We start from the raw sequence: 13,859 nt of genomic DNA on the forward strand, positions 1-13,859 counted from the left end.
CCCCCCCTCCCCCCCCCCCCCCCCCCCCCCCCCGCGCACGGCCCGGGGCCGGGCGCCGGCGACGGCTGAGGTGCACGGGCCGGTGAGCCGGCTCTGCCGGACGCGCTCGGTCCGCTGCGTGCCGGCGTCCGGTGCGAACCGGTGCGCGGCGTCCTTCACCGGCGCCCCGAAGGCGTCCGGACGACGAACGGTGGCCGTACGGCGCGGTCACCGGCACCCGGCACCCGGCCCCCGGCACCCGGCCCCCGGCACCCGGCCCCCGGCCCCCGGCCCCCGGCCCCCGGCGCGCGGCGCGCGGCTCAGCGTGCCACCGGGGTGGCCGGTGCGACCGCCGGCCGCCGGTAGTGCTCGAACTGGGTCACCCCGTGGTAGCCGTAGCTCTCGGGGTGCAGCTCGTGCAGCGCGACGCCGGACCGGGAGAGCGGACCGAGGAGGTCCGACAGCAGTTCCCTCGCGGCGGCGATGAAGGCGGCCTTCTCCGCGGCACTGTTCGTGCCCAGGGTGAGGGACACCTCCACGTGCGCGTCACGGTCGCCGGACAGTGGCTCGCCGTCGACGAAGTAGTGGCCCGCCGGGACCGGAACGATGTGGACGACGGTCCGCGCACTCGATTTGTGCAGGACCGAGACCGCCAGCCGGGTCAGCCCCCGGGCGAGGGCGGACCGGACGTCGGCGGGGAGTTCGGAGTCGGTGACGGTGACCCGGATGTGGGGCATGGCTCTCCTCTGCCTGTTCGGGAAGCGTCCGCCGGGACCGGGGGCCGCGGAGCAAGCGTTGCCGACCCTGGCACCCTGGATCCAACACACATCAGTCATGGACGTATGAGGCTGCCGCATGCCCGTGAACCTCCCTCAGCTGAGGGCCTTTCTCGCCGTCGTCGACACCGGTGGTTTCAGTGCGGCCGCCGCCGAACTCGGCATCAGCCAGTCCGCGGTGTCGCACGCCGTCGCCGCCCTGGAACGCGAGCTGGACGCGCCCCTGCTGGTCCGTGCCACCCCGGCCCGGACCACGGCGCTGGGGGAGCGGGTCCTGCCGCACGCCCGCGTCGCGCTGTCGGCGGTCCGGGACGTGGCACGGGTCGCGGCCGACGCCGCCGGGGCGTCGACCGGGACCGTACGGCTGGCAGTCACCCCCTCCGTCGGCCAGGGGCTGATACCCGGACTGCTCCGGCACTGGGGTGAGGACCAGCCTCGGATCACGGTCCGGGTGTTCGAGGGCGACAGCGCCGAAGTGGCGTCCTGGCTGGAGAACGGGACGGCCGACGCCGCCGTGCTCGTCGACCCGCCGCCCGGCCCCGGCGTCCAGCTCGCCGTCGACCACTACGGCGCGCTGCTGCGCCGTGACCATCCCCTGGCCGATGAACCGGCCGTCGGCATCGGCGAGTTGGCCGACGACGCGTTCCTGATCTCCCCCAAGGCCTGTGAAGCGCGCATCCGTGCGATCCACCGCGCGGCCGGGCTGCCCTTCACCCCCGAGCAGCGGGTCCGGGACCCGGCGACCCTCGTCGGCATGGTGCAGGCCGGTCTCGGCGTGACCGTCCTGTCCGAGGTGTCGCGCTCGTCGATCCCGTCCGACCTGGTCCTGGTACCACTGCGGCCCCGGACCTCGCGCCGTCTCGTGCTGACCGGACCACAGGCCGGCTCCTGGCACCCGGCCGTCCGCGCTCTCGCCGAGTCGGCCGCCGGTCACCTGGCCCGCGATGTGCCCCGGCAGCTCGCGGGACCCGACGGAGCGGCACCACGGCCGGCCGGAGCCTGAGACAACCGGCCGGGCTCCGGGACGAAGAGGGGCCGGCCGGGCGAAGAGCCGGGCCGGCCGGTCAGGGCTTTCCCCTGCCGCACCTGGAGCGGTCCATGAGGCCTGCCCTTGTCGGCGGGCCACCGGGAACGCGCCGCTGCCGGCGCCCGAGCCCGGCGCCCGGCGGTACGCGCGCATGTGGCCGACGTGGTGCGGGGCCGCCGCGGTGCGCGCCGGCGCCGGACGATTGGTTCCGCCCCGTCCGGGAAGGTCCGATGGGGGCCGGGCGTCCCGGACGGACACCCCGGCCCCCAAAGGCCCACGGAACCGTGGCCGTCGAGCACCACGGTGAAGCGGAGGGATGCAGGTGACCAGCACACGGTGCCGTCCCCGGAGCGTGGGCCCTCCCCGGAGCGGGCGCCGCTCCCGCGCGGAGCGCCCGCCGGCCCGCGCGGCCGGGCCCGTCCCGTATGCCGCACCGCGCGGACCGGTGCCCGGATGAGCCGCCCGCTGCTGCACCGGAGGTTCCCCGCGCTGGCCCGGACGGTGCCGCACCTCCGGCTGGGCGACGGGCCGACGCCGGTACGGCCGATGACCGGCCTTCCGCTCCCCGTCCCCGTGTGGTGCAAGGACGAGGGCGGGTTCGGCTCCGGCGGGTGGGGTGGCAACAAGGTCCGCAAGCTGGAGTGGATCCTGCCCGAGGCCGAGCGCCGCGGTGCCCGGACCCTCCTCACCGTCGGCGGCCTGGGCACCAACTGGGGCCTGGCGACGGCCCTCTACGCCGGAGAGCACGGCCTGCACACCGCCCTCGCACTGATCGACCAGCCGCTGGACGATCATGTGCGGGCCCAGTTCGACCGGATCCGGCGCTCCGGCGCCACCGTCCACCTGACCCGCACCAAGGCCCGGACGATCGCCGCCGCGCCCTGGCTGATGGCCCGTCACACCACGGCCCGGCGGCCCCCGTACTACGTTCCGGCGGGCGGCTCCGCACCGGTCGGCACCCTCGGCTACGTCGAGACGGCCCTCGAAATCGCCGGGCAGGTGGCGCGCGGAACCCTTCCCGAACCCTCCCATCTCGTCCTGGCCCTGGGCTCCGGCGGCACGGCGGCGGGCCTCGCCCTGGGGCTGCGGATGGCCGGACTGCGCACCCGGGTCGTCGGCATCGTGGTCAACGACACCCTGCCGCTCGACGCCCGCGGCATTGCGGGCCTGGCCCGCAGGACCGAACGGCTGCTGCGCCGCCGCGGTGCCGCCACGGCGGCGGTGGGTCTCCGGCCGGAGGACCTGACCGTGGTCCGGGGCTGGCTGGGACCGGGCTACGGGCACCCGACACCGGAGGCCGAGGCGGCACGGCACCTCGCCGCCCGGGAGGAGCATCTGGACCTCGAACCGGTCTATACGGCGAAGGCGTTCGCCGCGCTCCTCGCACTCGGGGCCGAGGGCCGGTTCGGGGCCGGACCGGTGCTGTTCCTCCACACCCACGGGCCCCGCGGGACCGGCTGAGCAGGCGCGGGGCGGGTTGCGCCTCGGGACCCGAGGAGCGGCTGAACGGCGTGGCACTCGTCGGCCCCGGCAGAGCACCGCAGGCCGGCCTGCGGTCACCGGGCTGCGCCGGGGCGGTGTACGACCTGCGGCTTACAGCGCCTGCCGGAAGGCGGACCGGCCCGCACCCCGGTTACCTCCCGCGGTGGATGGGCCGTCGCGCGTTCTGCCCAAGGATGGCTGCGGGCGCCGACGCCGGGCCGACGGCCACCGCACTCGATCACCGTCCGGCACCGCACCCGGCCACGCATCCGGTTCGGCGTGCCACCCGTCCGACGATCCGTCTCACTCCCGGGAGAACCCCGTGAAGTCTGCTTCCTTGCGCGTCATCGCGGCCGCGACGACCGCCGCCGTCGCGCTGACCACCATGGGCGTCGCCTCCGCCACGACCGCCGACCGTCCGCACGAGCGGCCGTCGCGGGCCCGCGTCACCGGCTCCGCCGAGTTCGGCCTTCCGTACCACCCGGACGCCGATGTCCGCTCGTTCACCTTCGACGCCCGGGCCGTTCCGTACAGCCGGCCGATTCCCGAGGCGCCCACCGGGCTGCCCACCGACGCACGGGGCACGGTGAAGGTCTCCCACTACTTCGCCGAGCGGCACCGTACGGTCACCGCGGAGGGCCGGGTCGACTGCCTCGTCACCGGTCCGCGCACCGCGACCCTGACCGCGGTCATCACCCGGGTCGACGAGGGAGGGCCGGACTGGAAGGGCCGGCGCATCGGGTTCAGCGTGCACGACGGAGGCCAGGACCGGGGCCGTTCCTCGGACCGGGTCGGATTCTCCTGGGACGTCGTGAATGTGAAGTCGCCCGGGGACGAGCAGAGCGAGGGGGCCGAGACCGGCACCTGCATGGCCCCCGCCCCGTACGCCCCGGTCACCAAGGGCGGTTACACGGTGCGGCACGCCGAGCTGCCGCCGGTCCCCGGAAGCGCGGGCCGGGCCGGGAGAGCGCGGACGACAGCGGGGGAATGAACCCGTCGGTGACCGGGTGCCGTCGTCACCACGAGGACGGCACCCGGCGGAACGGAACAGGGGAGGGCCCCGGCGGAGGATTCCGCCGGGGCCCTCCCCTGGCGACCGTACGGACGCCGCGTCAGCAGGGCGTCAGTGGCCGAGTTTGTGCCTGGCCTTCTGCGCGTCCTCCTGCATGCCGCCCCGGAGCCTCTCGGCCCGGCCTTCCGCGGCCATACGGTCGTTTCCCAGTGCGCGTCCGGCGGCTTCCTTCGCAGCTCCCTTCGCCTGTTCGGCGATGGCAGCGGTCCGCTTCTGCGCGGTCATGGTGGTCACTCCTCAAGGCTCGAGGTGTTTCTCCCTGACAAGGGAGCGCGTGCCCGGGGCTCCGGTGCGCAAACCAGCCGGCTGCCGGCGTTTCACCGCGGCGGGGGGAGGCGGCGCGGACGGACCGGCACCGCCGATGAGGGCATTCTCACCCGGGGCATAAGCGCTCTTCCGGGGGAAGGGGAAGCTCGCCCGGCGCGACGGGGGAGCGCACCGGGCGAGACGTTCTGATCATGCCTCATCCCTCCTCCGAGCACACCAAGAATGCGATATTCCGCATACCGGAGCGGCGGACGGCCACGGGAACCCGTCGGTCCGTCAGCTCGATGAGGGCCGGGAGGCCGGTGTGCGCACGAGGGATGGCACGGCCGACGCGCCAACCGTTGCCCCCGCCCGCCTTCCACGCTCCTGTGGTGCGGAGCACTCCCGCTGACGGGGCGACAAACACCGTCACCAAGGCCGGTGTCGTGAAACTCACTCCCGCTGAGCGGGGGCGCAGGCCCCGGGCGCCGGTGAGCGGTCCGCGGTGCGCGCTGCGTACGGCAGGATGACAGGTCACGCGGGGCTGTCCCAACAGCCCTGACGTAGCAGTACTTTTCCGGAACGAACAGGTGACATGGTGACGACAGAGCGTGCCCAACACCCGACCGCGCGCGCCGCGGTGATGCCGGAGCGGGACCCCCGCGGCTCGGCCGGACCGGACACCCTTCCCGGTGTCGGGGGAGGCCGTCGATGATTCGGGCCCTCACCCTGCACGACGTGATCCTCGCCGCCGCCGCGATGGCCGCCGGCATCGCTGCCGGGCTGCTGTCCCGGGTGGCGCTGCGCTGGCTCGGGGTGCGCGCCCAGAGCACGCGGTGGAGCGGGGACGACATCATCGTCGACGCGCTCCGGACGCTGGTGCCCTGGGCATCGCTGACCGCGGGCGCCGCCGCGGCGGTCGGTGTGCTGCCGCTGAGCGGCACCATCCGGAACACCGTCCACCAAGTGCTGCTCGCCGGGCTCATCCTGGTGGCCACCGTCACCGCGGCGCGGGTGGCCACCGACCTGGTGCGGTCGCTGGCGCTGGCCCGTTCCGGCGTGGCCGGGTCGGCGACCATCTTCATCAACATCACCCGGGTCGCCGTACTGGCGATGGGCATTCTGGTCCTGCTGCAGACCCTCGGTGTCTCGGTGGCTCCGCTGCTCACCGCGCTGGGCGTCGGCGGTCTGGCCGTGGCCCTGGCGCTCCAGGACACCCTGGCGAACCTCTTCGCGGGTGTGCACATCCTCGCCTCCCGTACGGTGCAGCCGGGTGACTACATCCGGCTCAGCAGTGGTGAGGAGGGCTACGTCGTCGACATCAACTGGCGCAACACCGTGGTGCGTCAGCTGCCGAACAACCTGGTCATCATCCCCAACGCCCAGCTCGCGGGCACCATCACCACCAACTTCCACCAGCCGGTACGGCAGATGTCGCTGACGGTCCTGGCCAAGGTCGGCTACGGCGCCGACCTGGAGCGGGTGGAGACGGTGACCAACGAGGTGGCCGCCAAGGTGATGGCGGAGGTCGACGGCGGTGTCCCCGACTTCGAGCCGTCCATACGCTTCCACACCTTCGGGGAGTCCAGCATCGACTTCTCGGTCAACCTGGAGGCCTGCGAGTTCAGCGACCAGTACCTGATCAAGCACGAGTTCATCAAGCAGTTGCACCAGCGGTTCCAGGCCGAGGGCATCGAGGTCCCCTTCCCGAAGCGGACCGTGGTCCTGCACCACCAGGACCAGGAACAGCCGACGCGCGGGCGCAGGACGACGACGGACGCCGGGCTGCCGCCGAAGGCGGTGCTGCCCCTGCAGAAGACCGACGAGCCGCCGGCCGGGGACACCGCGACCCTGGTGCACTGAGCCGACGGCGGGGAGGGGGAGCCGTGCCGGGGCGACTGCCCACCCCTCAGGGGGAGCAGCGTGCCGTCCCGGCGCGCGGGGGAGTGCTCCCCGCCGAGGCCGTGCTCAGCACCCGGCGGTTGCCCTCGTGCCCTGGAGTCCATCACTTGGAGTGCTCTCCAGGTCAACGCTGAGTGGTCCATGCCCGCGGTGCGTGGCCCGTCCGGACGTCGCCCCCCGCCCGTGGCCCTGGAGGACTCACTTCCGGCCCGACCAATCCGCATGCGCCTTTTGCTCCGTATTGAAGGTAGCGCTGAGCGGATGTGAGGCCCGGCCCGGCGGTCTGCACGGGTGACGGGTGGTGTGCATGTCGCGCCGACCGTGAGCGCCGTGGACAGCAGCACCCCGCTTCTCACCGTCCCGGAGAACGCGATGACGATCTTCCAGCAGTCCGACACGGCCGTCCGGCAGCCGGAACCGGCCGTCCGCACACCCGGTCCGACGACCGGCCCGCACATCGGGACGGACGTCCCGGGGCCCCGCTCCGCGGAGCTCCTCGCCCGGCAGGAGCGCCGGGAGTCCAACGCGCGGGTCTATCCGAGGCATCTGCCCATCGCGATCGAGGAAGGCTTCGGCAGCTTCGTCCGGGATCTCGACGGCAATGTGTTCATCGACTTCCTGGGCGGTGCCGGTGTGCTCTCCCTCGGTCACAACCACCCGGAACTGGTCCGCGCGGTCACCGGTCAACTCGGCCGCTTCACCCATGGCCTCGACTTCCCCACACCGGCGAAGGACGCCTTCACCGAGGCCCAGCTCTCCATGCTGCCGACCCCGCTGCGGGACCGGATGAAGCTGCACTTCTGCGGCCCGACCGGCGCCAACGCCGTCGAGGCCGCCGTCAAGCTCTGCAAGACGGCCACCGGGCGCGGCGACATCGTCGCGTTCCAGGGCGGCTTCCACGGCGGCACGCACGCGGCAATGGCGCTCAGCGGGACGGTGGCGCAGAAGCGGCCCGTCGCCAACGGGATGCCCGGGGTCCACTTCTTCCCGTACTCCTACTGCACCCGGTGTCCGCTCGGCCTCAGCCCGGACACCTGCGAGACCAACTGCGTCGGCTACCTCGAACGGTCGCTCACCGACGGTCTCTCCGGCATTCCGCTGCCGGCGGCGGTCGTGCTCGAACTGGTGCAGGGCGAGGGCGGCGTCGTGCCCGCAGGCCCCGACTTCGTCCGCCGGGTCCGCGCCCTCACCCGGGACCTCGGGATCCCGCTCGTCGTGGACGAGGTCCAGACGGGCGGCGGACGCACCGGTACCTGGTTCGCCTTCGAGAGTTACGGCATCGAGCCCGACGTGGTCCTCGCCTCGAAGTCGCTCAGCGGTGTCGGCGCCCCGGTCGCGCTGATGCTCTACGACCGGCGGCTCGACGTGTGGGCGCCGGGCGCGCACACCGGGACGTTCCGCGGGAACCAGCTGGCGTTCGCCTCCGGCACGGAGGCGATCAGGATCTTCCGCCGCGACGACGTGCTGGGCAACGTCCGGCGGCGCGGCGAGCAAGTGGAGGACCGGCTCGCCCCGCTGCGGAGCCACCCCTGGGTGCACGAGATCCGGGGCCGCGGCCTGATGTGGGGCATCGAGCTCGCCGAGCCGCGCGTCGCCCGGCCCGCCGGTGACCTGGCCGCCCGGGTCCAGGAGCACGCGCTGCGGCACGGGCTGATCGTCGAACTCGGCGGCCGGGACGACTGCGTGGTGCGGATGCTCCCGCCGCTCAATGTGACCCCGGACGTCATCGACACCGCCTGCGCCATCCTCACCGACGCCATCGAGGCCGCCACCCCGACCACCCCGGCCACGCCGACCGCCACCGCGGCCACGTCGTCGGCCACCCCGGCCACCACCGTGGGCACGTCGTCGGCCACCTCGGCCGGACTGACCGCCACCCCGACCACACCGTCCACCACGGCCACATCGTCGGCCACCGCGGCCACTTCGTCCACTACCCCGACCACGTCGTCCACTACCCCGACCACCCCGTCCACCACCCCGACCGGCGCCGGGACGCCGCCGTCGTCCGTCGGGCGCCCGTCCGGCCGCCCCGCGACCCGGACACCCTGAGATGCCCCGGCCACCCGGAACGGGGGACGCACCGCCCGCCGCCCCGGTGCGCCCGGTCCGCGATCCCACGCAGAGCCAGGCCCTCCGCGATTCCGCGCAGGGCCCGGCCCTGCTGTCGTCCGGCTCCGAACAGGCCGTCCGCTGGCGGCCCGGCGAACGCCTGGAGCAGCTCTTCGAGGACCGGTGCGACCGGCTGCGGACCGCCGACGGACACAGCCCCGCGGCCGTGGACGCAGACGGCGAGAGCCTCACCTATGACCGACTGGACGCGCGGGCCAACCAGCTCGCCCGCCACCTGGCGGCCCGCGGCGCACGGCCCGGCGACCGGATCGCGCTCCTCCCCGGCCGGGCCGTGCACGCCTACGTGGGCATGCTGGCCGTGCTCAAGCTCGGAGCCGTCTATGTGCCGCTCGACGCCGCCTTCCCGGCCGACCGGCTCGCCTACATCGTGCGGGACGCCGGAGTGCGCCTGGTGGTGTCCGAGTCCGCGCTGCGGGAACGGCTGCAACAGGTGCCCGCCGGGGTGGTCTGCGTCGACGAGGCGGCGGCGGAGCTCGCCGCCGAGGACCCACGCCGCCCGGTCCGCCCGGCAGCCGCCGGCCCGCCCGACGACCTCTGCTACATCATCTACACCTCCGGCTCGACCGGCCGGCCCAAGGGCGTGGCGATCCCCCACGCCGCCGTCTGCAACTTCGTCCGGGTCGCCGCGGAGGTCTACGGCCTCCTCCCGCAGGACCGCGTCTACCAGGGCATGACCATCGCGTTCGACTTCTCCGTCGAGGAGATCTGGGTTCCGCTGCTGGTCGGAGCGACGCTGGTGCCCAAGCCGGACGGCGCCGCGCTGGTCGGCCGGGAGCTGGGGGAGTTCCTCATCTCCCGGGACGTCACCGCGCTGTGCTGCGTCCCGACCCTGCTGGCCACCCTCGACGAGGACCTGCCCGGTCTCCGGTTCCTGCTCGTCTCCGGTGAGGCGTGCCCGCGGGACCTGGTGACCCGCTGGCACCGGCCCGGCCGCCGCTTCCTCAACGTCTACGGCCCCACGGAGGCGACCGTCACCGCGACCTGGACCCCGGTGGCCCCGGACCGGCCGGTGACCATCGGCGTCCCGCTGCCCACCTACTCCGCGGTCATCCTCGACCCGGCCGGCCCCCGGGCGCTGGGGCCCGGCGAACTGGGCGAGATCGGCCTCGCCGGAGTGGGCCTGGCCAGCGGCTATGTGAACCGCGCCGATCTCACCGACCGGGTGTTCATCCCCGACTTCCTCGGCATCCCCAACAACCCCTCCGGCAGGATCTACCGCACCGGCGACCTCGGACGGGTCAACGAGGACGGCGAGATCGAGTACCACGGGCGCATCGACACCCAGGTCAAGATCCGCGGTTACCGGATCGAGCTGAGCGAGATCGAGTCGGTGCTGAGGAGCGTGCCCGGGGTCGCCCAGGCGGTCGTCGGCACCCACGGGACCGGTCCGGAGCCGGTCGAACTCGTCGGCTACTACGTGCCCTGCCGGGACGGCCCGCGGGCCGACCGCCGCCGGATCCACGACCACCTGCGGCGACGGCTCCCCGGCTACATGGTCCCTGCCTACCTGGAGGAACTCCCGGACCTGCCGCGGCTCGCCGGCGGCAAGACCGACCGCGCGCGGCTGCCCGCCCCCACCGGCCCCCGCTGCCTGGCCGGCCGGCAGCAGTACACCCCGCCGGCCGGCCCGGCCGAACGGACCCTGGCCCGTCTCCTCGCCGGAGTGCTGCACCTCGACCGGGTCTCGGCCGACAGCGACTTCTTCGCCGAGCTCGGCGCCAACTCGCTCCTCATGGCCCAGTTCTGCGCCCGGGTCCGGAGCCACGGCGATCTGCCGCCGGTGTCCATGCGGGACGTCTATCTGCACCCGACGGTCACCGGCCTCGCCGCCGCGCTCACCCGGGAGCACTCGGCCCCGGCCACCGAGGCCCCCGCCCCGGCGCCCGCCCGCACCCCGCCCCCGGTCCGCCGGGCGCAGTACGTCCTGTGCGGGACGGCGCAGCTCCTGCTCTTCCTCGCCTACACCTACCTGGGCGCGTTCCTGCTGATCGAGGGCTACCAGTGGGTCGCCGCCGGCTCCGGCCTCGTCGACCGGTACCTGCGCGCCACGGTGTTCGGCGCCGCCGCGTTCCTGCTGATGTCCCTCGTCCCCATCGTGGTGAAGTGGGTGCTCATCGGCCGCTGGAAGCGCCGCGACATCCCGATCTGGAGCCTCGGCTATCTGCGCTTCTGGACGGTCCAGACCCTGATCCGGCTCGACCCGCTGGTGCTGTTCGCCGGTTCACCGCTGTATCTCCTCTACCTCCGGGCCCTGGGCGCGCGGATCGGCCGGGGCGCGGTGATCCTCTCCCGGAACGTGCCCGTCTGCACCGACCTGCTCACCGTCGGCGAGAACACGCTCGTCCGCAAGGACGCGTACCTCGCCTGCTACCACGCCGAGAGCGGGTACATCCGGACCGGGCCCGTCACCCTCGGCCGGGACGTCCTGATCAGCGAGAGCACGGTCCTCGACATCGACGTGCAGCTGGGTGACGGCGCCCAACTCGGCCACGCCTCCTCGCTGCACGCCGCCCAGCGGGTGCCGGCCGGTGAGGTCTGGCAGGGCTCGCCGGCCGGTCCGGCGGACGCGGACTTCCGGACGGTGGGGCCCGCGCGTTGCGGCACCCGGCGGAGGCTTCTCTACGGGACGGCGCAGCTGCTCACCGTGCCCTTCGTCTATCTGCCCCTGGCCCTGGGCGCCGTGGGCACCCTGATCCCGGCCTTCCTCTCCGCACCCGCGGCGGCCGTGTCGAGCCCCGGCTTCTACCTCGACCAGCTGCTGGGCTCGCTGGTGCTGTTCTTCGGGCCGCTGCTGGCGGGGCTCGCCGTCGTCACCACCGTGCCGCGACTGCTGAACCGCGCCCTCGTCCCGGGCCGGGTCCATCCGCTCTACGGCTTCCACTACTCGGTGCAGCGGGCGATCTCCCGGATCACCAACACCAAGGTCTACCAGGGGATCACCGGCGACAGCGTGTTCATCGTGCACTACCTGCGGGCCGTCGGCTGGGACCTGACCCGGGTGGTGCAGACCGGCTCGAACTTCGGTGTGGAGCAGCGGCAGGAGTCGCCGTTCCTCACCGTGGTCGGCAGCGGCACGATGGTCTCCGACGGGCTGTCGGTCATCAACATCGATGTCTCCGCCACCTCCTTCCGCGTCACCCGGGCCGTGCTGGGCAAGGACAACTTCCTCGGCAACGCGATCGCCTACCCGTCGCGGAGCCGTACCGGCGACAACTGTCTCCTCGGCACCAAGGTGATGGTGCCCGTCGACGGCGCCGTCCGTGAGGGAGTGGGGCTGCTGGGGTCGCCGTGCTTCGAGATCCCGCGGTCGGTGCAGCGCGACAGCCGGTTCGACGCGCTCGACAGCGGTGAGGAACGGCGCCTGCGGCTCCGGGCGAAGACCCGGCACAACATCGGCACCATCGGTCTCTTCCTGCTGGTGCGCTGGATCGAGTTCTTCGGTCTGGTGCTGATCGCGACCTTCGCCGCGGAGCACTACGGGCGGTACGGCGCGGTCGTGGTCACCGGGGCGACCGTGCTCGGACTGGCCTTCACCCTCGGCTCGTCCGTGCTGGCGGAGCGGACGGTGGCCCGGTTCCGCCCGATGACCCCGCGGTTCTGCTCCATCTACGACCCGTACTTCTGGTGGCACGAACGCCACTGGAAGCTGAGCATGACACCGCCGTTCAACGGCACGCCGTTCAAGAACCTGCTCTGGCGGCTGGCGGGTGTGCGGATCGGCCGCCGGGTCTTCGACGACGGCTGCGGCATGCCCGAACGGACCCTGGTCACCATCGGCGACGACTGCACACTCAACACGGGCTCCACCCTCCAGTGCCACTCCCTGGAGGACGGCACCTTCAAGTCCGGCCGGATCGCCCTCGGCGACGGCTGCACCCTCGACACGGCCACGCTCGTCCACTACGGCGTGACGATGGGCGACGGCGCGGTCCTCGGCCCGGACTCCTTCCTGATGAAGGGCGAGGACGTCCCACCGCGGTCCCGCTGGCGGGGCAACCCCGCGCGGGAGATCCGCGGCAGAAGGGGTACCACCCGTCATGAACGGGGACGTGCATCGGCTGGATCCGCCCGCCCCGACTTCATGTCGTGATCGAAGACGTCCGGTACGAGGTCGAACCGGCCGTAGCCGACAGTTCGGTCAGCGCGCTGTCCCGTACCTGGTGCGCCGGCTGTGGGGGGCCGAGTACATGTACCCCTTCCGGCGCGTCACGGTGCGGAACCGTGCTGTAGGACGTACGGGGTTCGCCGGCTGTGTGAGATACCCCTCTCGCGTCGTCGTGGTGCTGGTGGCCCGAGGAGGCCGACCATGTTGTGATGACCTCCTCACCCCGCCCGCCGCACGTCAATGGCCGACCGGATCCGATGGACGGGACCACCTCGCTCGGTGGAGATTCCGCTCCCGCCCGCGGGTACCTGCTGGACAACGCGCGCGCCGAGGCGGGCGAGCGATTCGTCTGGCTGGCCGAGCTGTTCGACGTTGTGACGCGCGGGCACTTCGATCGACTGGGGGTCGGGGCCGGCTCGCGCTGCTGGGAAGTGGGGGCCGGTGGCCCCAGTATCCCGGAGGCGCTCGCGGCGGCCGTCGGTCCGACCGGGCACGTACTGGTCACGGACATCGACCCGTCGTGGCTGAGGACAGGCGACGGGTACGAGGTGCGCCGGCACGACGTCGCCGCTGATCCGCCCCCGGAGCCGGGGACGTTCGATCTGGTGCACGCCCGGCTCGTGCTGGTCCATGTACCCGACCGGGCTCGGGCGTTGGCCACGATGGCGGCAGCGCTGCGGCCCGGCGGCTGGCTGCTGATCGAGGACGCCGATACCGCTCTGCAGCCACTGGCATGCCTGGACGACAGCGGCCCTGCGCAGCGGCGGGCCAACCGGCTGCGCGACGCGGTCCGGGAGCTGCTGACGCGCCGCGGCGCGGACCTGCGCTACGGCCGGACACTGCCGCGGGCATTGCGTGAGGCCGGCTTGGTCGATGTCGCCGCGCGGGGCGCATTCCCGGTCGGCGGGCCGGCCTGCGACCGGCTGGAGGCGGCGACCATCCGGCACGTGCGCGGCGAGCTGCTCGCGGCCGGCCTGGCCGACGACGCCGAGATCGACGCGCACCTGGCCGCCGTCCACGCGGGCCAACTCGACCTGACACTCGCGCCGCTGATCTCGGCCTGGGGACGCCGTCCGGCCGACCCCCCGCCGGCACTCGGTTAGGTGCGGATCCAGGCGTTGTCCGGTCTGCCCACAG

Annotated in this window: 9 protein-coding genes; 7 read left to right on the forward strand and 2 right to left on the reverse strand. The window is 73.4% G+C overall.

Annotation, left to right across the window (positions count from 1 at the left end):
* Window positions 1–299: 299 nt before the first annotated feature.
* Window positions 300–716 carry a tautomerase family protein gene (locus tag AC3EQ1_RS24825; protein WP_432096546.1) on the reverse strand — a complete coding sequence of 139 codons (417 nt, stop codon included), beginning with the start codon at window positions 714–716 and terminating at the stop codon, window positions 300–302.
* 118 nt (window positions 717–834) lie between these two features.
* Here AC3EQ1_RS24825 and AC3EQ1_RS24830 point away from each other — a divergent pair, with 118 nt between their 5' ends.
* The 3 genes from AC3EQ1_RS24830 (at window position 835) to AC3EQ1_RS24840 (ending at window position 4,255) form a co-directional block, all read left to right on the forward strand.
* Window positions 835–1,758, forward strand: coding sequence for a LysR family transcriptional regulator (locus AC3EQ1_RS24830; protein ID WP_432096547.1), 924 nt, complete (start codon window positions 835–837; stop codon window positions 1,756–1,758).
* 477 nt (window positions 1,759–2,235) lie between these two features.
* Window positions 2,236–3,243, forward strand: a complete 1,008-nt coding sequence (locus tag AC3EQ1_RS24835) for a 1-aminocyclopropane-1-carboxylate deaminase/D-cysteine desulfhydrase (RefSeq protein WP_432096548.1) — start codon at window positions 2,236–2,238, stop codon at window positions 3,241–3,243.
* Between the two features lie 343 nt (window positions 3,244–3,586).
* On the forward strand, window positions 3,587–4,255 hold the full coding sequence (locus AC3EQ1_RS24840; protein ID WP_432096549.1) for a hypothetical protein: 669 nt from the start codon (window positions 3,587–3,589) through the stop codon (window positions 4,253–4,255).
* Window positions 4,256–4,387: 132 nt separating this feature from the next.
* Here AC3EQ1_RS24840 and AC3EQ1_RS24845 read toward each other — a convergent pair whose 3' ends face one another.
* The gene (locus AC3EQ1_RS24845; protein WP_388847387.1) at window positions 4,388–4,561 is read right to left on the reverse strand and encodes a CsbD family protein; all 174 of its coding nucleotides are present in this window, start codon (window positions 4,559–4,561) and stop codon (window positions 4,388–4,390) included.
* Window positions 4,562–5,293: 732 nt separating this feature from the next.
* Here AC3EQ1_RS24845 and AC3EQ1_RS24850 point away from each other — a divergent pair.
* From AC3EQ1_RS24850 to AC3EQ1_RS24865, 4 genes are all read left to right on the forward strand, one after another.
* Window positions 5,294–6,445 (forward strand): mechanosensitive ion channel family protein, encoded by a 1,152-nt coding sequence (locus tag AC3EQ1_RS24850; protein WP_432096550.1) that lies wholly within the window; start codon window positions 5,294–5,296, stop codon window positions 6,443–6,445.
* 369 nt (window positions 6,446–6,814) lie between these two features.
* A complete protein-coding gene (locus AC3EQ1_RS24855; RefSeq protein ID WP_432096551.1) occupies window positions 6,815–8,536 on the forward strand; it encodes an aspartate aminotransferase family protein in 1,722 nt (573 codons plus the stop codon).
* A 1-nt stretch (window position 8,537) separates the two neighbouring features.
* Window positions 8,538–12,707 carry a Pls/PosA family non-ribosomal peptide synthetase gene (locus tag AC3EQ1_RS24860; RefSeq protein WP_432096552.1) on the forward strand — a complete coding sequence of 1,390 codons (4,170 nt, stop codon included), beginning with the start codon at window positions 8,538–8,540 and terminating at the stop codon, window positions 12,705–12,707.
* Window positions 12,708–12,979: 272 nt separating this feature from the next.
* A complete protein-coding gene (locus AC3EQ1_RS24865) occupies window positions 12,980–13,825 on the forward strand; it encodes a methyltransferase domain-containing protein (protein ID WP_432096589.1) in 846 nt (281 codons plus the stop codon).
* The last annotated feature ends 34 nt before the right edge of the window (window positions 13,826–13,859 follow it).

The sequence above is a fragment of the Streptomyces sp. bgisy100 genome, from assembly GCF_057709105.1.